The following is a 19,694-nucleotide window of genomic DNA, read 5'->3' on the forward strand; positions in this document are numbered from 1 at the left end:
GGTTCAGCGCCCCCGCAGGCGGGCCAGGTCGCCGAACACGGTGACCGCGAGGAGGAGCCCCACGAGCGCCACGAAGCCGATGAGGTGCAGCGCGTTCTCCACCCGCGCGTTCACCCGCCGCCGCGTGACGATCTCGTAGGCCAGGAACACCAGGCGCCCGCCGTCGAGCGCCGGGATGGGGAACAGGTTCAGCAGCGCCAGCGCCACCGAGATGGTCCAGACCAGCGTGAAGAAGCGCTCCACGCCCTCGTGCGCGCCGCGCACCAGCTCCTGCGCGATGCCCACCGGGCCGGACAGCTCCGCCTTCTGGCGGCCGGAGAACGCCTGGCCGAACGCGGCGAGCTGGCCGCCGAGCTGGGCGTTGGTGCGCGAGAGGCCGTCGGCGAGCGCGCCGACCGCGCCCCGCCGCACCAGCACGTCGTGCTGCCGGAAGCCGACCCGGCCCACCCCGTCGTCGTCCTCCGGGGTGATGGGCAGCGCCAGCCGCTGCGCCGCCGCGCCCTCGCCGCGCTCCACGTCGAGCACGATGCGCTGGCCGGGGTGGCGCTGGAGCTGGCCGACGAGGTCGGTCCAGGTCTCGACCGGCTGCCCGTCCACGGCCGCGATCCGGTCGCCCGGGCGCAGCCCGGCCACCTCGGCCGGCTTCCCCGGCACGAGCGCGCCCACCCGCGCCGAGGCGTCGGGGCTGCGCAGCCCCACGCTCGCGAGCAGCGCCGCCGCGATCAGCACCGCGGCGAGGTAGTTCATGGCCGGGCCGGCCAGGATCACCACGAAGCGCCGCCAGGCCGGCTGGTTCGCGTAGGCGCCCCGGTCGGCCGGATCCACGTCCTCGCCCGGCGCCATGCCGGCGATGCGCACGTAGCCGCCCAGCGGCAGCGCGGAGATCGCGAACTCGGTCTCGCCGCGGCGGAAGGAGAGCACCACCGGGCCGAACCCGACGCTGAAGCGCTCGACGCGCATGCCGGAGCGGCGGGCGGCGAGGTAGTGCCCGGCCTCGTGCACCACGATGAGCAGCGACACCGCCAGGATGGCGGCGATCACGGCGACGGCGGTGGTCAATGCGTGGGCTCCTCGCCGAACTCGTCGGCCTCGAACACCTCGACCTCGGCGTCCGGCTCCTGCCAGGCGCGCGCGGGGAGGCCGGCCTTCAGGCACACGTGCTTCAGGAAGGTGGCGGCGTCCCAGCCGTGCTCGACCGCCACCTTGGGGAGGAGCGCGCCGCGGTGCCAGCCCTGCTTCACCAGCAGGCCGTGCCGGCCGACCTCGAGCTCGGCCGCGTCGGCCATGCGCCGGGGCGTGCCCAGCGCCGACACGGACACGGTGAGCCGGGCGACCTCGCCGGCCGCGAGCGGCGCGAAGCGCGGGTCCTCGTGCGCGGCGGCGACCGCCATGGCGGCCACGGTGGCGGCGAGGCTGCCCGCGGGCTGGAACGTGCCGATGCAGCCGCGCAGCTCCCCGTCCACCTGGAGCGTGACGAACGCGCCGCGCGGCTCGCCCAGCGCGCCCTCCTCCGGCAGCGGGCGCGGCGACGCCAGGCCGAGGTGGGCGAGGATCGCGCCGCGCGCGATGCCGAGCAGGGCGGCCCGGTCGGTGGCGGAGAGCGGGGTCATGGGCGGCGGCGCGCGCCGGTGAGCAGCAGGCGCCGGGCGTCGGCGAGGATCTCGGCGTGGTCGAAGGCGACGGGCGAGGGCAGCGCGTCCCAGGCGAAGCCCCGCGCCTCCTCGGCGTCGTCGGCGCCGGCCGGCTCGCCCGCGGCGCGCCCGAGGAACACCGCCGAGAGCGTGTGGCGGCGGGGATCGCGGCGCGGGTCCGAGTACACGTAGACGAGGTCCTCGAGCGTCACCTCGAGGCCGGTCTCCTCGCGCGCCTCGCGGACCGCGGCGGCCTCGAGCGTCTCGCCGACCTCCACGAAGCCGCCCGGCAGCGCCCAGCCGGGCGGCGGGTACTTGCGGCGCACCAGCACCACGCGGTCCCCGGGCAGGAGGATCACCACGTCCACGGTGGGCGACGGACCGGCGGGGGGCGGCACGGAGCAGAGGTAGCGCAGGCCGCCCCGTCGGTCAATTCGCGAGGGGGGCCGGGCGGTTCGGCGCGACGGTTCACCGCGGCGCCACGATGAGCGGCGAACCCTCGCCCGGCGAGGGCGCGCCGGCGTCCGGCCCGGGGGCGGCCGGCGCCGCGGGCGGGAACGCCTTCTCGAGGAGCCGGCGGGCGAACGGGATCTCGCCCGCCGGCCTGCCCGCCACGAGCGCGCGCGCGGCCGCGGCGGCGGCGCGGGCGTTCGCGGCGTCGCCGGCGGCGTCGAGGTGCTCGGCCACCGAGTAGAGGCGGCCCGCCAGCAGCGCGCGCCGCGGCGGCTCGAGGGAGCGCGCGACGGCGTCCTCCAGGACGCGCGCCAGCTGCTCGCTGCGCTGCCGCTCGTCGAGGTAGAGCGGCGAGACCGACACCTCGTCGAGCCGCGCCGCGACCTCGCGCAGGTAGCCTTCCTCGGCGAACCAGCCGCGCAGGAGCGGCAGGTCGTGGAGCGCGCCGGAGGCCTCCAGCGCGGCGGCCTCCTCCGCGGCGGGGAGCGCCGGGAAGCGCGCCGCCGGATCCGGGAGCGGCGCGGCGGGCCCGAGCTGCGCCAGCCACAGGTCGGCGCCCTCCGGCACGCGCTGGCCGGTGACCTCGTTGCGGGCGCGGGCCTCGGCCACCAGCGCGTGCGCGCGATCGCGCTCGAGCTCGCCGACGCCCATGGCCGCGCCGCGGTCGAGGATGCCGCGGGCGAACGCGCGCCACTCCTTGCGCCCGAGCAGCGCCACCTGCAGCTCCACCAGGCCGCGCTCGTCGGAGATCACCGCCTGGCCCACCTCGATGCCCTTGCCCGGCACGGCGCGCGAGAGCCACACCGCGCGCTCGCCGCGGCCGTCCACCGCCGAGGCGTAGGCGGGCGGGGGCGGCTCGGCCGGCGCCGGCGCGGCGACGGGCGGCGCGGGCCGCGGCGGCTCCGGCACCTGCACCCCGCGGGCGCGCAGGAGGTGCAGCCCGCGCTTCGCCTCCTTGGCGACGTCGCGGGAGGCGTGGCCGGCGAGCGCGGCCAGCACGTCCGCGCGAGGCGCCGCGAGCGCGGCGCGCGAGAGCGCCAGCGCGAGCGGGGCCGGGAGCGTCGCGACCTCCTCCGGCTTCGCGCGGGCGAGCCCGAGCACCAGCCGGGCGGCGCGGCCGACCTCCTCGCGCGGCGCGCCCACGAGCGCCGCGATCTCCTGGCTCTCCACGTTCGGGTCGCGGAGCATGGCCAGCAGCCGTTCGGAGTCGATGGTCGTCACGCGGGGGAATCTAGCGGCCGTACTGGGGCGGGTCCACCCGGCGTCTCCCGGCCGTCCCGGGTGCCCCGGCTGCGACGCCCCTTCGCTTGACACGCCGCCGCACCGGTTCCTAGGCTTCGCGCTCCACCCGGCCGTCCGCGGCCGCTCACCACCGATGGAGACGACCATGATCCGGATGCTCCTCGCGGCCGCTGCCGCCTTCGCCGTCTTCGCCGCGCAGCCGGTGCTCGCGTGCGGGGACGACTGCAAGAACTGCCCGATGCACAAGACCGCGCAGGCGGACAAGGGCGACAAGAAGGACGCGAAGGTGGGCTGCCCGTGCGCGGGCGAGGGCAAGGAGTGCAAGTGCGGCGCGAACTGCCAGTGCCCGCACTGCGCCGCCAAGAAGGCCGCCGAGAAGAAGGACGAGACCAAGAAGAGCTAGGCCTTCGCCGCAGCGCAGCATCGACGGGCCGCCTCGGCGACGGGGCGGCCCTTCGCGTTCCAGTGGGTTGTCGCCGGCGGGCAGGCGCTCTAACCTGTCCGGCCCGCCCGGCCCCGGGCGAGGCCAGAGAGGAGCGCCGTGGCACTGCTCGACGAGATCCTGGAGGACAACCGGAAGGTGGCCGGGCCGGGCAAGGACCCCGGCAGCTACATCGCCCACCGGCACCTGTGCATCGTCACCTGCGTGGACCCGCGGCTGACGCACTTCTTCGGCAGCGCGCTCGGCGTCGAGCGCGGCCACGCGGTGGCGCTCCGCGTCCCCGGCGCGCGCATCGCGCCCGGCTCCGAGCTGATGCGGGCGCTGGCCGCGTCCGTGTACGTGAACGACTGCCAGGAGATCCTGGTCATCCCGCACACCGACTGCGGCGTCGCCAGCGTCGGCGCCGCCGAGCTGCGCCGCGTGATGCGCGCCCGCGGCGTGGCCGACGCGGACATCCCGCAGGATCCCGGCGCGTTCTTCGGCCTGGTGCCGGACGTGCGCGAGGGCGCCCGCGAGACGGTGCGCGCCATCCGCGCGTCGCCGTTCCTGCCGCGCCACATCCCCGTGCACGCCGCGCTGATGGACATCCGCACCGGCGCGCTCGAGGTGATCGAGCGCGGATACGAGCACGCGTTCGGGTAGGGGCGGGGCGCGGGGCTGGGGGTGTTGGGAAGGGGGCCTTTGAGGGTGCGGGGGTGGTCGGGGGCGGGGTTGGTTGGCCGGAGCCGGGGCCGCGGGGATCGGCTCACGAGAGGCCCGTGGGTGGGGCGCGGGGCGCCTGAGTCCGCTCGCAGTGAGCCTGTCGAACTGCGACTTCCTGCCCACGTTCGCCGCGAGGTCTGGGCGCGCGACGGCGGACGGTGCACCTTCGTCCTTCCGTCGGGCGAGACCTGCGGCTCGACCCACCGGCTCGAGCTCGACCACGTCGTGCCGCGGGCGCGCGGCGGGGCCTCCACCGCGGACAACCTCCGGATCCGTTGCCGGGGGCACAACCTCGAGGAGGCGCGGCGCATCCTCGGCGACGTGCTGATGGACGCGTATGCCCCGCGCGCTCGTGGCGGGTCGGCGTGAGGCCTCCCGCCTACACCGCGGCGGTGCGCTCGGCGGCGCGGGGCGGGGCGGCGCGGCGGCGGGCGGCGTGGGCGGCGAGCACCTTCGCCAGGTACTGGCCGGTGTGGCTGCCGCGCGCCCGCGCGACCTCCTCGGGCGTGCCCTCGGCGATGATCCGGCCGCCCTCGTCGCCGCCCTCGGGGCCGAGGTCCATCACCCAGTCCGCGTACTTGATGACGTCGAGGTTGTGCTCGATCACCACCACGCTGTTCCCGGCGTCCACCAGCCGGTCGAGGACGTGGAGCAGCCGCTTCACGTCCTCGAAGTGCAGGCCGGTGGTGGGCTCGTCGAGCACGTACAGCGTCCGCCCGGTGCCGACGCGCGCCAGCTCGCGGGACAGCTTGATGCGCTGCGCCTCGCCGCCGGAGAGGGTGGTGGAGGGCTGGCCGAGCTTCAGGTAGCCGAGGCCGACGTCCTCGAGCGTCCGCAGGATGCGGGCGATCTCCTTGTGGTTCTGGAACAGCGCGCCCGCCTCGGTGACCGACAGGTCGAGCACCTCGGCGACGTTCTTCCCCTTGAACGTGACCCGGAGCGTGGCGTCGTTGAAGCGCTTGCCGCCGCACACCTCGCAGGGCACCAGGACGTCTGCGAGGAAGTGCATCTCGACGAGCTTCATGCCGTCGCCCTGGCACGCCTCGCAGCGCCCGCCCTTCACGTTGAAGCTGAAGCGCCCGGGCTGGTAGCCGAACGCGCGCGCCTCGGGCGTCTGGGCGAACACCTCGCGGATGTGGTCGAAGAGCTTGGTGTAGGTGGCCGGGTTGGAGCGCGGGGTGCGGCCGATGGGCTGCTGGTTGATGTCGATGACCTTGTCCACCAGCGCCGCGCCCTCGATGCGCTCGTGGGCGCCGGGCGCCTCGCGCGTGCCGTAGTGGTGGCGCATGAGCGCGGGGCGCAGGATGCGGTTCACGAGCGTGGACTTGCCCGCGCCGGACACGCCGGTCACGGCCACGAAGCGGCCCAGCGGGAAGGTGGCGGTCACGTCCTTCAGGTTGTGCTCGCGCGCCCCGAAGATCGTGATGGCGCCGTGGTCGCCGGCGCGGCGCCGCTCGGGGAGGGGGATCTCCGCCCGGCCGGACAGGTACGCGCCGGTGAGCGAGCGCGGGTTGCGCTTCACCTCCTCGGGCGTGCCCTCGGCCACCACCTCGCCGCCGTGCGCGCCGGCGCCCGGGCCGAAGTCCACGATCCAGTCGGCCTCCTCCATCGTCTCCTCGTCGTGCTCCACCACGATGACGGAGTTGCCCACGTCGCGGAGCCGCTTGAGCGTGGCGAGGAGCTTGCCGTTGTCGCGCTGGTGCAGGCCGATGGACGGCTCGTCGAGGATGTAGATGACGCCGGTGAGCTCCGACCCCATCTGCGAGGCGAGCCGGATGCGCTGGCTCTCGCCGCCGGAGAGCGACGGGCCGGGGCGGTCGAGCGTGAGGTAGCCGAGCCCCACGTCGAGCAGGAACTTGAGCCGGTTGCGGATCTCCTTCAGCAGCTCGTCGGCGATGCGCGCCTCGTTGCCGGCGAGGTCGAGCGCGGAGAGCCACGCGTGCGCCTCGGCGATGGTGAGGTGCGACAGCTCCACGATGCCGCGGCCGCGGATCCGCACCGCGCGGCTCTCCGGCTTCAGCCGCTCGCCGCCGCAGGTCGGGCAGGGCTTGTCGGAGAAGAAGCGCATGTACCAGCGCCGCATCGCCTCCGAGCCGGTGGCCTTGAAGCGCCGGTAGAGCTGGTTGACCACGCCCTCCCACTCGAGCCGGTAGCGGCCGTTCCCGGCGGCCTCGGTCCCGAGCATGATCACGTCGCGGTCCTTCTTCGGCAGCTTGGACCAGGGCGTGTCGAGGTCGAGCTTCAGCGCGCGCGACAGGTGCTCGACGAACTCGAACGTCCAGCCCTCGCCGCGCTCCATCCCGCTCGCCCAGGGCTCGACCGCGCCCTCGCGGATGGTGAGCGACGGGTCCGGGACGATGAGGTCCGGGTCCATCTCCGGGCGCGTGCCCAGGCCCTGGCAGTCGGTGCAGAAGCCGATGGGGGAGTTGAAGGAGAAGCCGGGCGGCGTCAGCTCGCCGAAGCTGAGGCCGCAGGCGTGGCAGGCGTTCAGCTCGGAGAAGAAGCGGTCGTGCCGCTTGTACTCCTCCGGATCGCCGGGCCCGACCTTCTGCTCCTTGTCGGCGTCGGCCACCACCAGCGTCCCCTTGCCCTCGCGGAGCGCGGTCTCCACCGAGTCGGTGAGGCGCGGGCGGATGGTCTCCTTCACCACCAGGCGATCCACCACCAGCTCGATGTCGTGCTTCAGCTTCTTGTCGAGCGCGAGCCGGTCGGTGAGCTGGTGGATCATCCCGTCCACGCGCACGCGCGAGAACCCGCGCTTCGCGAGGTCGGCGAACAGGTCGCGGTACTCGCCCTTGCGGTTCTGGACCAGCGGCGCGAGGACCAGGATGCGCGCGCCCTCCGGCATCCCGAGCACGGTGTCCACGATCTGCTGCGCGGTCTGCTTGCCCACCGCGCGCCCGCAGCCCGGGCAGTGCTGCACGCCGATCGAGGCGTAGAGCACGCGCAGGTAGTCGTGGACCTCGGTGATGGTGCCGACGGTGGACCGCGGGTTGTTCGACGCCGCCTTCTGCTCGATCGAGATGGTCGGCGACAGCCCGCGGAGCGTGTCGTACTTCGGCTTCTCCATCTGCCCGAGGAACTGCCGGGCGTAGGAGGAGAGCGACTCGACGTAGCGGCGCTGGCCCTCGGCGTAGAGGGTGTCGAAGGCGAGCGAGGACTTGCCGGATCCGGAGACGCCCGTGAAGACCACCAGCTTCTTCTTGGGGATCTCGAACGTGACCGACTTCAGGTTGTGCTCGCGCGCCCCCTTGACGGTGATGAACTCGGGCTCGCTCATGAAGCGGTCTACTTAACGGAGGATTCCGACATTGGCCAGCGCCGCTGCCGGCCGGGCGGCGCGCCTTCCGCGTTTCCCGCGAAGGTGATAGCACCGACAGGCCCATGTCCCCTCGCGTGACCCCTGCCGGCGCGCTCGCGCCGGGCGGCGCGGCGACCGCCCGGACGCCCGCTCCCGCGGCCGGCGGCCCGGACGGCCTGGCCCGGCTCCGGCGCCGCGCCCGCGGGCTCCTGTTCGGCGCGGCGGTGCTGTTCGGCGCCTCGGCGGCGCTGGCGAAGCTCGCCGCGCGCGAGGGCATGTCCGGGGGGCAGGCCACGCTGGTCCGGTTCGCGATCGGGCTCGCCGCCGTGATGGCGCTGTTCCGGGCGCGGCCCGGCACCTTCCGGCCTCACCGCAAGGACCTGCTCTTCGCGCGGGGCCTCTTCGGCGGCATCGCGGCGCTGCTCTACTTCCTCGCCATCGAGCGCATCCCGGCCGGCGAGGCCACGCTGCTCAACAACACGTTTCCCATCTGGGCGGTGCTCCTCTCGCTGTTCGTGCTGAACGAGCGCCCGACGGTGCACCTCTGGATCGCCCTCTCGGTCGCGAGCGCGGGGGTGTGGCTGGTGCTGGGGGGCGGGAGCGTGCGCCTCGGGCTGGGCTGGGGCGAGGTGCTGGGGATCGTCTCCGGCGTGCTGGGCGGCGCGGCGGTGACCGCCATCCGCGCGCTCCGCACCACCGACAACGCCCCGACCATCTTCTTCTCCTTCTCGGTGGGCGGCCTGCTGGTGTCGCTGCCCTACGCGCTCCAGGCCTGGCCGTCGGCGCCGGGCGCGTACCTGGCGGCGCTCGGGGTCGGGGTGGTCGCGTTCCTCGCCCAGCTCTTCATGACCGAGGCCTACGGCGCGCTGTCGGTGCCCGAGGCGGCGCTGTGGCAGCAGCTCACCCCCATCGCCAGCTACCTGTGGGCGCTCTCGCTGGGCGAGCGGCTCTCGGCGGCGACCGTCGTCGGCGTGCTGCTCGGCCTGGGCGGCATCCTCTACGGCAGCCTGCTCGGCCACGCGCCGCGCGAGGCCCGGTCGCGCGAGGCGCGCCTGGCCGAGGGCCTGCCGGCGGAGGAGCCGTGACGCCCGAGCCCGCCGCGACGCCGGCCGCGCCCGCGCGGAGCGCCGGCGCTCCGCGGCCCCAGCCCCGCTGGCTCGCCCGCCTCGAGCTGCTCGGCGCGGCGCTCTCCTTCGGCCTCATGGCGGTGCTGGCGCGGCGGCTGTCCCGCGGCGACGCGGCGTTCTCGGCCGGCCAGCTCACCGTGATCCGGTTCGTGGTGGGCGCGGCGGTGTCGCTGGTCGCGTTCCGGGTCCGCCCCGGCCTGTACCGGCCGCACGACCTCCGCCTGCTGTGGACCCGCGGCTTCTCGGGCGGCATCGTGGTGGTGCTGTACTTCCTCGCGCTCGCGCGCATCCCGGCCGGCGAGGCCGGCATGCTCTACAACCTGTTCCCGGTCATCGCGACCGCCATGAGCATCCGCGCGTTCGGCGAGCGCCCCACCGTGCACCTGGTGCTGGCGCTGCTCGTCGCGACCGGCGGCGTGGTGCTGGTGCTGGGGAACGGGTCGCTCGCGCTCGGGATCGGGCTGGGCGAGGGGCTGGCGGTGGCGGCCGCGGTGTTCGCCGCGTTCTCCTCGGTCGTCATCCGCGCCATGCGGGCCACCGACAACGCGCCGACGATCTTCTTCTACTTCTGCCTGGGCGGCCTCCCGGTGGCGCTCCCGTTCGCGCTCGGCGCCTGGCCCACCGACCCCACCGCGTGGGCGCTGGCGGCGGGGATGGGCCTCGCCGCGTACGCCGCCCAGGTGCTCATGACCGAGGCCTACGGCGCGCTCTCGATCGGCGAGGCCGCCGTGTGGCTGCAGCTCACGCCGCTCGCGCAGTACGCGCTCGCGGCGCTCCTGCTCGGCGAGCCGGTGAGCGCCGCGGGCATGGCGGGGATGCTGGTGGGGGTGGCCGGCGTGGCCTACGGCACCGTGCTCGGGCACCGGCCGCGCGCGCCGCGCGCCTGATCAGGCGCCCGCCGCGTGCGCGGCCAGGTCCGGCGCGGGCGCGGAGGCGGGCAGGGTGAAGCTCACCGTGGTGCCGGCCCCGGGCGCGCTCTCCGCCCAGATCCGGCCGCCGTGCGCCTCCACCAGGCCGCGCGCGATGGCGAGCCCCAGGCCCGAGCCGCGCCAGCGGGCGGCGCTGCCGCGCTGGAAGCGGTCGAACACGTGCGGCAGGTCGGCGTCGGGGATGCCCGGGCCGGTGTCGCGGATCCGGAAGACCACCGCCCCGTCCCCCTGCGCCTCGGCGGCGAGGCACACCGCGCCCTCCTCGGTGGCCTTCACCGCGTTCGAGGCGACGTTGCCGAGCACCTGCAGCACGCGGTCGCGATCGCACGCGACCGCCGGCAGGCCGGGCGCGGCCGACAGGCACAGGTCGAGCCCCTTCGCGCGCGCGGCCTCGCGGAGCTGGTCGGCCGCCTCGCCCAGCAGGTCGGCCGGGTCGCACGGCTCCGGCCGCATCGAGAGCCGGCCCTCCTCCAGCGTCTCGAGGTCGAGCAGGTCGTCGATGAGCCGGTTCATGCGGCGGCCGGCGGCGGCGAGCCGGCCGGCGGCGCGGCGGGCCTGCGCGGCGGCGTCCGGGCCGTCGCGCAGCCGGGTCAGCGCGGCGGCGCCCAGCGTCACGGCGGAGAGCGGGGTGCGCAGGTCGTGCGAGACCACCTGCAGCACCTCGTCGCGGTTGCGCACCGCGCGCCGCAGCTCGGTCACGTCGAGCAGCGTGGTGACCGCGCCCACCACGCGCCCCTCGCCGTCGCGGATGGGCGCGGCGCCGTTCAGGACCACCGCCTGCGTCCCGTCGAAGCGGTCGATCTCGACCAGCTCGCCGCCGACCGCCTCGCCGGAGCGCAGCGCGCGCTGCAGCGCCCAGTCGCCGGGGGCGAGCGGCGTCCCCGAGTCGGCCCGCCGCGCGCGCTGCTCGCGGTAGAGCGCGCCCGGGCGGAACGGCGCGCGCGAGCCCCAGATGCGCCGGGCGGCGTCGTTCGCCTGCACCACCTGCCCGCCGGCGTCGGCCATGAGCACGCCCACCGGCAGCACCCGCAGCACCGTCTCGAGCCGGCGCCGGTCGGCCTCGACCTGCTCCCGGGCGCGGACCTGCTCGGTCACCTCGGTGATCATGAGCACGAGGTCCCGCCCGCCGCCGGCGGACTCGACGGCGCGCACCGACCACCGCCACCAGGTGGTGCCCCGGGCGAACCCGTCGTACCGGTACTCCTGCTCCTCGTGCGCGACGTCGCCGGCCGCCACCTCGCGCAGCAGCGCGATCAGGCCGGCCTCGTGCGCGCGCGGGAGGAACTCCTCCAGCCGCAGCCCCTGCACGCCCGCGCCGCGGAACGGCGCGTCCAGGAACGCCAGGTACGCCTGGTTGGCCCAGCGCACCCGCAGCTCGGCGGGGTCCAGGATCAGCACGCCGACCGGCGCCTCGGCGAAGGCCGCCTCGAAGCGGCGGCGGGCGGCGTCGAGGTGCCGCGCCATCTGCGCGTAGGCGGCGCCGAGCCGGACCACCTCGTCCGGCCCGGTGAGCGGCCCCTGCGCCTCGCCGCGCTCCAGGGCGGCGGCGTGGCGCTCCAGCCGGCGCAGCGCGCGCGAGGTGTGCGCGCCCACCACCCAGCTCGCGCCCAGCGCGACCAGCGCCACCAGGCCCGCGCCCGCGACGCCCAGCGCCAGCTCGCGCCGCATGGGCGCGAGCATGGCCGCGCGCGGCTGCGTGGCGCGCACCGCCCAGCCCAGCTCGGGCACCGGCACCGCCGCGGCGAGCCGCGCGGGGCCGCCCCCCTCGGCGCGCATCGGGCCGGCCGCCTCGGCGCCCGCCAGCGCCGCGCGCACGAGGTCCTGCGACCCGGCGATCAGCCGATCGTCCCAGGCCAGCGGCACCGCCGGCGCGCGCGCCACCAGGCGGCCGGCGCGATCGACGATCGCGACGACGCTGCCCTCGCCCTCGCGGTCGGGCAGCACGCGCGCCGCCAGCCGCTCGGGGTCCACCGCGGCCAGGAGCGCGCCCGAGAGCCGCCCCGTGCCGTCGCGCACCGCGGTCGCGACCGCCACGACCGGCGCGCCGTCGGCCGGGTTGCGCACGAGGTCGCCGACCGCCACCGCGTCGCCGGCGAGCAGGCGCCGCAGCTCGGCCCGGTCGGCGAACGACACCTCGTGGAGCCGCGCGTCGCTGGACGCCACCACCTGGCCGTCCGGCGCCACCCAGGACAGGTCGCGGACCACGCCGGAGTCCCGCACCGCGATCGCGAGCAGCCGCGCCGCGTCGTCGCCGAGGATGCGGCCGCCCTCTCAGCGCGTGCCCGAGCACGGCGCTGGCGCGGGCCACCCCGTCCACCTGGGCGCGCAGCGCGGCCGCGGCGGTCCGCGCCACCTCGAGGTTCGAGAGCTGCTCGCCCTCGGCCCGCGCGCGGAACGAGCGGACCGAGACGAGCGCGCCGAGCGCGACGAACGCGAGCGAGGCGAGCCCCACCAGCAGGAACAGGCGGGAGCGGATGGTGCGCAGCATGCGGGTGGCGATTCCTCCGGCGGTGCAAACGGGGGCCGTCCGCGGTGTATTCCGACGTCGCACGGCCGCGCACGGACGGGGACCGCGACCGCCCGCCCGGCCGGCCGCCGGCCGCTCCGCGCTCCGCGCCCACGCCCGCGGCTCCCTCCACGGGGAGGCGCCCGGCGGGACGGGCGGGGGCCGAGGGCCCACCCGGGGCCACCCGCGGCCGGCTGCCCCGGGGCGCGGCGCGCGGTAGATTGGCGGGACCTCTCGATCACCAGGAGTCAAGCATGCGCAAGGCCGCCGCGGTCGCCGCCCTCCTCCTCGCCCTCCCCACCGGCGCGCTGGCGCGCGAGGTGGCGGGCGTCCAGCTCCAGGACACCGTCGAGGTCGGCGGCAAGCCGCTCACCCTGAACGGCGCCGGCGTCCGGAAGAAGCTCTGGATCGAGGTCTACGTGGGCGCGCTCTACCTCGCGACGCCGTCCTCCGACGCGAACGCGATCATCGCCGCCGACGAGCCGAAGCGCGTGCGGATGGTCTTCCGGCGCGACGTGGACCAGAAGTCCATCATGGGCGCGTTCCGCGAGGGCTTCGAGGCGAACTCCGGCGCCGAGGCGGCCGCGCTCGTGCCCCAGCTCGACCGGATCGCGCCGGCCATCGGCGACGTGAAGAAGGGCGGCGAGATCACCGTGACGTACCTGCCCGGCACCGGGGCGGTGGTCACCGGGCCGAAGGGCACCGCCACGGTCGAGGGCAAGCCGTTCGCCGACGCGCTGTTCCGGAACTGGCTCGGCCGGAAGCCCGCCGACGACGACCTGAAGCGCCGCATGCTCGGGAAGAAGTAGCGGGGCGGCCATGGGCGCGCCCGCGGTCGCGTTCGAGCCGTTCACCGAGGACCACCAGGCGTTCCGCCGGACGGTCCGCGCGTTCGTGGAGCAGGAGCTCGCGCCGCACGGGCGCGAGTGGGACGAGGCGGGGAGCTTCCCGCGCGCGCTGTTCCGGCGCTTCGGCGAGCTGGGCCTGTTCGGCATCCGGCAGCCGCCGGAGGTGGGCGGCTCGGGCCTCGACTGGTGGTACGTGGTCGCCTACGCGGAGGAGCTGGCGCGCTGCCGCAACGCCGGGCTGGCCGTCTCCATGCTGGTGCACGGGGAGATGGCCATCCCGGTGATCGGCGAGCTGGGCACCGAGGCGCAGCGCCGCGAGTTCCTGGCGCCCGCGGTCCGCGGCGAGCGGGTGGCCGCGCTGGCCGTCTCCGAGCCGGACGCCGGCTCGGACGTGGCCGCCATCCGCACCACCGCGCGGCGCGACGGCGGCGACCTCGTGGTGAACGGCTCGAAGATGTGGATCACGAACGGCGCGCGCGCCGACTTCCTCACGATGGCCGTGCGCACGGGCGAGGCCGGGCACGGCGGGCTCTCGCTGCTCCTGTTCCCCACCGACGTGAAGGGCTTCCAGGTCTCGCGCACGCTGGAGAAGGTGGGGCTGCCCTCGTCGGACACCGCGGTGCTGTTCTTCGAGGACTGCCGGGTGCCGGCGGCGAACCTGCTCGGCGAGCAGGACCAGGGCTTCTACCACGTGATGGCGAACTTCCAGGGCGAGCGGCTGGTCGCGGCGGTCCAGGCCGTGGCCGGGATGCAGCTCATGCTGGAGGACGCGATCCGCTACGGCGGCGAGCGCAGCGCGTTCGGCCGGCCCGTCGGGAAGTTCCAGGCCTGGCGGCACCGGCTCGCCGACCACCTCACCTCGGTGGAGGCGGCGCGCTGGCTCACCTACCGGGCGGCCGACCTGCTGGCGCGGGGCGAGCCGGCGGTGCGCGAGATCTCGATGGCGAAGCTGTTCGCCTGCGAACTGGCGCAGCGGGTGGCCTACGACTGCATGCAGCTCCACGGCGGCATGGGCTACGTGCTGGAGAGCGACATCGCTCGGGCCTGGCGCGACGTGCGGGCCATGACCATCGCCGGCGGCACCTCCGAGATCATGCGGGAACTGGTGTCGCGCGCGGCGGGGCTGTGACGCGGCCGGCGCCGCGGGGGAGGGCGGGATGACGGACGCGCGGGTGGTGCTGGTGACCGCGCCCGACGCGGACGCGGCGGCGCGGCTGGCGCGGGCGCTGGTCGAGGAGCGGCTCGCGGCCTGCGGCAACGTGGTGCCGGCGATCCGGTCGATCTACCGGTGGGAGGGCAGCGTGCACGACGAGGGCGAGGCGCTCCTCGTGCTGAAGACCCGCGCCGCGCGCGTGGACGCGCTCCGGGCGCGCGTGCTCGAGCTGCACCCGTACCAGGTGCCGGAGGTGCTGGTCCTGCCGGTGGAGGCAGGGAGCGAGGCCTACCTCGCCTGGATCGCGGCCGAGACGGCCTAGGGATCACTTCTTGCGGAACAGCGCCTCGAGCGCGTCGCGGGGGTCCTGGGACGCCCTGGGCGCCTCGCCGAACAGCGCGCCGAGCGCGTTGCGCGCGGCCTCGGAGCGGCCGGTGCGCCGGCGCGAGGCGCCGTCGCCGAGCTGGAACAGGTCGCAGGCGTTCGAGGCGTCCTTCTCCACGACGTGATCGGCGTGGGGCTCCCGGCACTGGTGCGCCGCCGCCTCGTCGTAGTGGCGGCAGCACATGCAGGTGTGCAGATCCGCGTCGCACTCGGGGCAGGTGGACCGGCGTCCCACCGGTCCGTCGATGCGCAGCGTCGCCCCGCAGCCGTAGCAGGTGGTCGCCATCGGGGTATCATAGCCGGACCCCCGGGCCCCCTGCATGCGGAAGCCCATACCCTACGGCCGCTTCCTCCTCCTCGACCGCATCGCGGTCGGCGGCATGGCCGAGGTGTACGTCGCGATCCGCCGCGGCGAGGCGGCCGGGCGCCTGTACGCGCTGAAGCGGATCCTCCCCACGCTCGCCGAGGACGCCGAGTTCATCACGATGTTCCTCGACGAGGCGCGCCTGGTGGTCCAGCTCGACCACCCCGCCATCGTCCCCATCCACGAGCTGGGGATGCACGGCGAGGGCTACTACATCGCGATGGACTACCTGCCCGGCAAGGACCTGCGGGCGCTCCTCGACCGGCTGCGCGCGCGCGGCGAGCCGATGCCGGTGCCGCTCGCGGCGCACGTGGCGGCGCGGGTGGCCGACGCGCTCGACCACGCGCACCGCAAGCGGGACGCGCTCGGCACGCCGCTCCGCGTCGTCCACCGCGACGTCTCGCCCGCGAACGTGCTGCTCGGCTTCGACGGCTCGGTGCGCATCATCGACTTCGGGATCGCCCAGGCGGCGCTGCGCACGCGCCGCCAGGACACGGTGCTGCGCGGCAAGTTCGGCTACATGAGCCCGGAGATGGTGCGCGGCCAGCCGGTGGACCACCGCTCCGACGTGTTCTCGCTGGGCGTGGTGCTGCACGAGATGCTCACCGGCGCCCGGCTGTTCAGCGGGAAGTCCGAGCTCTCCGTGCTGGAGCGGGTGCGCCGCGCCGAGGTGCCGCCGCCGTCGCGCGCGCGCCCCGGGCTGCCGCCCGAGCTGGACGCCATCGTGCTGCGCGCGCTGGCGCGCGACCCGGCGCAGCGCTTCGAGTGGGCCAGCGACCTGCGCGACGCCCTGCTCCCGTTCACGCACGGCGTGCGGCCCGACGAGCCCCCCGGCGACCCGCCGGCGCTGGCGCGGATCATGGCCACGTCGTTCCCCGGCGAGCTGCGGGCGGAGCTGGATCGGCTGGAGAAGCTGCGCGCGGCGCCGCCCCCGGTGCGCGAGCCGTCGCCCGCCGAGCGCACCCAGGTCATCGCGGTCCGCCCCGAGGAGCCGCCGCCCGGCGGCGGCGCGGACGGCGCCGACGGCGGGCTCGCGGCGCCGCCGTTCTTCCGCCTGCCCGAGGCGCTCGCCGCGCCCGCCCCGTCCCGCCCGCCGCTCGTGACCGGGCGCACCGCGGCCGCGGCCGGGTTCGGCGCGCTGGTGGCGGTCGCGGCGGTGCTGGCGTTCACCGGCCCGCGCCGGCCGCAGCCCCCCGGCGCGCCCGCGGCGGCGGCGCCGGCCGTCCCCGCGGCGTCCCCCGTCGTCCCGGCGCCGCCGGGCCCCGCGGCCCTGGGGCGCACGGCGCCGGGCCGGCCCGTCACCGGCCGGCTCTCGGTGCAGGCGCGCGTGGCGGCCACGCTGGTGCTGGACGGGGAGGCGCAGCGCCCGCCGCTCGGCGCGGGCGAGGTGCGCACCGTGGAGGTGACGGTGGGGCGCCACCGCGTCGAGTTCCGCACCGAGGACGGGTTCCGCGCCGGCTTCACCGTCGAGGTGCGCGCGGGCGAGACCGCGGAGCTGCTCGGGGTGGCGCTGGAGTAGCCGATCAGGCGCGCGCGCCGGCGAGGTCCAGGTCGTCGAGGTGCGGCGGGGTCTCGGCCAGGTCGGCGGAGAGCACGGCCACCGTCTCGACGTCGAGCCGGATGCGCTCCCAGTCCTCGGGCGGCACCGACACGAACGCGTCCACGACGCGGGGGTCGAACTGCGTCCCGCGGCAGCGGAGGATCTCCTCGCGCGCCTCCGCGAACGGTCGCGAGCGGCGGTAGGGCCGATCGCTGGTGATGGCGTCGAGCGTGTCCACCACGTGGAAGATGCGCGCCCCGATGACGATCGCGTCGCCGCCGAGCCCGGAGGGATAGCCGCTGCCGTCCCACTTCTCCTGGTGCTGCAGCACGATGGCCGAGGCGGGCCGCAGGTAGTCCACCCGCTGCAGGAGCGCCCACCCGAGCTCGGGGTGGCGCTTCATCTCGGTCCACTCCTCGCCGGTGAGCGGCCCCGGCTTCAGCAGCACGCGGTCGCGCACGCCGATCTTGCCGATGTCGTGCAGCAGCGCGCCGTGCTCGATCACGGTGAGCTCCGGCTCGTCGATGCCGAGCTGCCGCGCCAGGCGGCGCGCGTAGAGCGAGACGCGCCGCGAGTGCCACTGGGTCTCGGCGTCGCGGTAGTCGAGCGCGGCGATGAGCCCCTCCAGCAGCGCCTGCGTGCGCTGCTGCACCATCTGCTCGAGCCGGGTGTTGATCTCCTTCAGCTGCCCGTTCTGCCGGTGCACCTCGGCGGTGAGCCGCTCGTTCTCGATGCGCAGGCGCGCGGCCTCGGCGGCCTGGCTCACCGTGGTGAGCAGCTCCTGCTGGTGCCACGGCTTCGAGATGATCCGGAAGACCTCGCCGGCGTTCACCGCCTGGAGCGCCACGCGGAAGTCCTCGGCGGCGGTGCACAGGATGCGGACCGCGGCGGGGAAGCGGGCGCGGGCGGCCTTGAGGAAGGCGACGCCGTCCATGCTCGGCATCATGTAGTCGGAGATCACGACCACCGGGGCCTCCGCCTCGATGGCCTCGAGCGCCTCGGCCGGCCGCAGGAAGCAGCGGGTCTCGTAGCCCGACAGCTCCAGCACGCGCGAGAGCGCCTTCAGGATCAGCTCGTCGTCATCGACGATGAAGATCCGGTCCGCGTTCATCGCGCGAGTAGAGCAGGGCGGGGCGGGCGGGGCAAGGCGCGGATCCATGGAGGCCGATTCTATCGACCCGGATCGGCGGCCGCACGGCCCGGCGTGTGCGTGCACCGGGGGTGAGGGAGCAGGCGGGCGTGTCCGCGCCGCCCCCGCGGAGCGTGCCCGCGCGGCACGCCACCGCGGGGAACATCCCTGGCGCCCGTCGCGCAACCGCGCGGCAAGGCCGCGCCCACGGGGACCTCGCGCGAGCCCGCGTAGGCGGGCGCGCGAGGTCACGGGACCCGCGCAGCAGGGTGGGGCGGGGCGCAGCCCCGTTCAGAAGCTCTGCAGGAACTCGTCGTTCGAGTCGAACTCGGAGAGCTTCTTCAGCAGCCGCTCCATGGCCTCGACCGGCTTCAGCGAGGCGAGCGCGCCGCGGAGGCGCCGCACCTTCTCGATGTCCTTCGACGAGAAGAGCTTCTCCTCCTTGCGGGTGCCGGACGCGCCGATGTCGATGGCCGGGAAGATGCGCCGCTCGGCGAGCTGCCGGGAGAGCACCACCTCCATGTTGCCGGTGCCCTTGAACTCCTCGAAGATCACCTCGTCCATGCGCGAGCCGGTGTCGATGAGCGCGGTCGCGATGATGGTGAGCGACCCGCCCTCCTCGGCCTTGCGCGCGGAGCCGAACAGCCGCTTCGGGCGCTCCAGCGCGCGCGAGTCCACGCCGCCGGTGAGCGTGCGGCCGGAGGACTCGACCTCCTTGTTGTAGGCGCGCGAGAGGCGGGTGATCGAGTCGAGCAGGATCACCACGTCCTTGCCGCCCTCGACCAGCCGCTTGGAGCGCTCCAGCACCATCTCGGCGACGTGGATGTGCTCCTCCGTCGGCCGGTCGTTGGACGAGCCGATCACCTCGCCCTTGATGTTCCGCTTCATGTCGGTGACCTCCTCGGGACGCTCGTCCACGAGGAGCACCGTGAGGTGCACGTCCGGGCGGTTCGCGGTGATGGCCTGCGCGATCCGCTGCAGCATGATGGTCTTGCCGGCCTTGGGCGGCGAGGTGATGAGGCCGCGGGCGCCCAGGCCGATGGGCGAGATGAGGTCGAGGACCCGCCCGATCAGCTCGTCGGAGCGGGTCTCCATCACCAGGCGCTCGGTGGGGTCGGTGGCGGTGAGGTTCTGGAAGTGCGTGCGCCGCACCACCGCCATCGGATCGGTGCCCTCCAGCGTGTCGATCCGCGAGAGCACCCGCTTCATGTTGCGGACGGTCGCGACGCCCTTGACCAGCATGCCCGGCTGCAGGTGGGTGCGGTCGATGAGCCAGCGCGGGACCTCGACGTCGAACGGCTGGGGCAGGTAGCTGCGCTTCGCCTCCCGGAGCCAGCCGTTGCCCTTGCCCTCGAACTGCAGCACGCCCTCGACCTCCTCGGTCGCCTCGGGCTGCGCGGCCGGGGCGGGCTGGCCCTGCGGCGCCGTCCCGTTCGCGGGGGCCGGCGCGCCGGGCTGTCCGCCGGCGCCCATCGGCGCGGGAGCGCCGCCCGGCGCCTGCGGCTGACCGCCGCGGCCCCGCCGTCCCCGCCGGCGGCGACGGCGCCGGCCGGCCTGACCGGGCGCGCCGCCCGGGACCGAGGGACCGCCGTCGGCGGCGTCCGCCGAGGCGGCGGGCTGGCTCTGGCTGCTGGTGGGCTGCGGGGCCCCGCCTTCACCCGGGGTCGGGGTCTGCTCATGCTCGTTCATGCTGTCGTCTGCTCCGACCGCGGGGCGTTGCTCGCCCCCCAGCGGTCTCACGTCGCGTCTGGAACGGCGTCGTTCGCGGGCTCGGAAGGAGTCCGGATGTCCGCGAACCGCCTGCCCTCGGTCCCGTCGCTGGCGCGCCTCGCGTTCATCGCGCGGCGGCTCTTCCTTCGTAGTGCCAGGAGCCGGTCGACCGGGGGTCGGTCACCCCGCCGCCACGAAACGTAGGTCGCTCGCAGAGGGGAGACAAGAGAATC

The 19,694-nt window shown here is 75.6% G+C and carries 17 protein-coding genes and 1 pseudogene; 9 read left to right on the forward strand and 9 right to left on the reverse strand.

The window, feature by feature from the left end; genetic code table 11:
* Positions 1–3: 3 nt before the first annotated feature.
* The 4 genes from ADEH_RS05750 to ADEH_RS05765 all read right to left on the reverse strand — a co-directional run bounded on the left by ADEH_RS05750 (position 4) and on the right by ADEH_RS05765 (position 3,305).
* Positions 4–1,059: a M50 family metallopeptidase gene (locus ADEH_RS05750; protein ID WP_011420179.1), complete on the reverse strand. Its 1,056-nt coding sequence runs from the start codon at positions 1,057–1,059 to the stop codon at positions 4–6.
* Entirely contained in the window at positions 1,056–1,610 is a 555-nt protein-coding gene (gene amrA / locus ADEH_RS05755; RefSeq protein WP_011420180.1) for an AmmeMemoRadiSam system protein A, read from the reverse strand. The genes ADEH_RS05750 and amrA overlap by 4 nt, the downstream gene beginning before the upstream one ends.
* Positions 1,607–2,029 (reverse strand): NUDIX domain-containing protein, encoded by a 423-nt coding sequence (locus ADEH_RS05760; RefSeq protein WP_011420181.1) that lies wholly within the window; start codon positions 2,027–2,029, stop codon positions 1,607–1,609. Before ADEH_RS05760 ends, amrA begins: the two co-directional genes overlap by 4 nt.
* Before the next feature lie 70 nt (positions 2,030–2,099).
* A complete protein-coding gene (locus ADEH_RS05765) occupies positions 2,100–3,305 on the reverse strand; it encodes a hypothetical protein (protein ID WP_041453352.1) in 1,206 nt (401 codons plus the stop codon).
* A 166-nt stretch (positions 3,306–3,471) separates the two neighbouring features.
* On the opposite strand from ADEH_RS05765, the gene ADEH_RS05770 reads away from it, so the two are divergent.
* The 3 genes and pseudogenes from ADEH_RS05770 to ADEH_RS05780 all read left to right on the forward strand — a co-directional run.
* The gene (locus ADEH_RS05770; RefSeq protein ID WP_041453821.1) at positions 3,472–3,729 is read left to right on the forward strand and encodes a hypothetical protein; all 258 of its coding nucleotides are present in this window, start codon (positions 3,472–3,474) and stop codon (positions 3,727–3,729) included.
* Positions 3,730–3,867: 138 nt separating this feature from the next.
* Positions 3,868–4,410, forward strand: a complete 543-nt coding sequence (locus ADEH_RS05775; protein ID WP_011420183.1) for a beta-class carbonic anhydrase — start codon at positions 3,868–3,870, stop codon at positions 4,408–4,410.
* A 171-nt stretch (positions 4,411–4,581) separates the two neighbouring features.
* Positions 4,582–4,839 (forward strand): annotated as a pseudogene (locus ADEH_RS05780) (HNH endonuclease); the annotation flags it as partial.
* A gap of 10 nt (positions 4,840–4,849) precedes the next feature.
* Here ADEH_RS05780 and uvrA read toward each other — a convergent pair.
* Positions 4,850–7,750, reverse strand: coding sequence for an excinuclease ABC subunit UvrA (uvrA, locus tag ADEH_RS05785; protein ID WP_011420184.1), 2,901 nt, complete (start codon positions 7,748–7,750; stop codon positions 4,850–4,852).
* Between the two features lie 104 nt (positions 7,751–7,854).
* Between uvrA and ADEH_RS05790 the strand changes: the two genes are divergently transcribed.
* Positions 7,855–8,856, forward strand: a complete 1,002-nt coding sequence (locus ADEH_RS05790) for a DMT family transporter (protein ID WP_011420185.1) — start codon at positions 7,855–7,857, stop codon at positions 8,854–8,856.
* Positions 8,853–9,785, forward strand: coding sequence for a DMT family transporter (locus ADEH_RS05795; protein WP_011420186.1), 933 nt, complete (start codon positions 8,853–8,855; stop codon positions 9,783–9,785). Before ADEH_RS05790 ends, ADEH_RS05795 begins: the two co-directional genes overlap by 4 nt.
* Here the strand turns inward: ADEH_RS05795 and ADEH_RS05800 are convergent, their stop codons facing one another.
* Positions 9,786–12,047 (reverse strand): ATP-binding protein, encoded by a 2,262-nt coding sequence (locus tag ADEH_RS05800; protein ID WP_232287437.1) that lies wholly within the window; start codon positions 12,045–12,047, stop codon positions 9,786–9,788.
* A gap of 540 nt (positions 12,048–12,587) precedes the next feature.
* On the opposite strand from ADEH_RS05800, the gene ADEH_RS05805 reads away from it, so the two are divergent.
* From ADEH_RS05805 to cutA, 3 genes are read left to right on the forward strand one after another with little or no spacing between them, the layout of a single operon-like run.
* Positions 12,588–13,142, forward strand: a complete 555-nt coding sequence (locus ADEH_RS05805) for a chalcone isomerase family protein (RefSeq protein ID WP_011420188.1) — start codon at positions 12,588–12,590, stop codon at positions 13,140–13,142.
* Positions 13,143–13,152: 10 nt separating this feature from the next.
* Entirely contained in the window at positions 13,153–14,310 is a 1,158-nt protein-coding gene (locus ADEH_RS05810; RefSeq protein ID WP_011420189.1) for an acyl-CoA dehydrogenase family protein, read from the forward strand.
* A gap of 28 nt (positions 14,311–14,338) precedes the next feature.
* Entirely contained in the window at positions 14,339–14,656 is a 318-nt protein-coding gene (gene cutA, locus ADEH_RS05815; RefSeq protein ID WP_011420190.1) for a divalent-cation tolerance protein CutA, read from the forward strand.
* A 3-nt stretch (positions 14,657–14,659) separates the two neighbouring features.
* Here the strand turns inward: cutA and ADEH_RS05820 are convergent, their stop codons facing one another.
* Positions 14,660–15,004, reverse strand: coding sequence for a hypothetical protein (locus tag ADEH_RS05820; RefSeq protein WP_011420191.1), 345 nt, complete (start codon positions 15,002–15,004; stop codon positions 14,660–14,662).
* 34 nt (positions 15,005–15,038) lie between these two features.
* On the opposite strand from ADEH_RS05820, the gene ADEH_RS05825 reads away from it, so the two are divergent.
* A complete protein-coding gene (locus ADEH_RS05825) occupies positions 15,039–16,601 on the forward strand; it encodes a serine/threonine-protein kinase (protein ID WP_011420192.1) in 1,563 nt (520 codons plus the stop codon).
* 4 nt (positions 16,602–16,605) lie between these two features.
* Here the strand turns inward: ADEH_RS05825 and ADEH_RS05830 are convergent, their stop codons facing one another.
* Both ADEH_RS05830 and rho read right to left on the reverse strand, forming a co-directional pair.
* Positions 16,606–17,733, reverse strand: coding sequence for an HD domain-containing phosphohydrolase (locus tag ADEH_RS05830; RefSeq protein WP_041453354.1), 1,128 nt, complete (start codon positions 17,731–17,733; stop codon positions 16,606–16,608).
* A gap of 309 nt (positions 17,734–18,042) precedes the next feature.
* Entirely contained in the window at positions 18,043–19,224 is a 1,182-nt protein-coding gene (gene rho / locus ADEH_RS05835) for a transcription termination factor Rho (protein WP_011420194.1), read from the reverse strand.
* Between the last annotated feature and the right edge of the window lie 470 nt (positions 19,225–19,694).

It is taken from the genome of Anaeromyxobacter dehalogenans 2CP-C, assembly GCF_000013385.1.
Taxonomy (GTDB): domain Bacteria; phylum Myxococcota; class Myxococcia; order Myxococcales; family Anaeromyxobacteraceae; genus Anaeromyxobacter; species Anaeromyxobacter dehalogenans_B.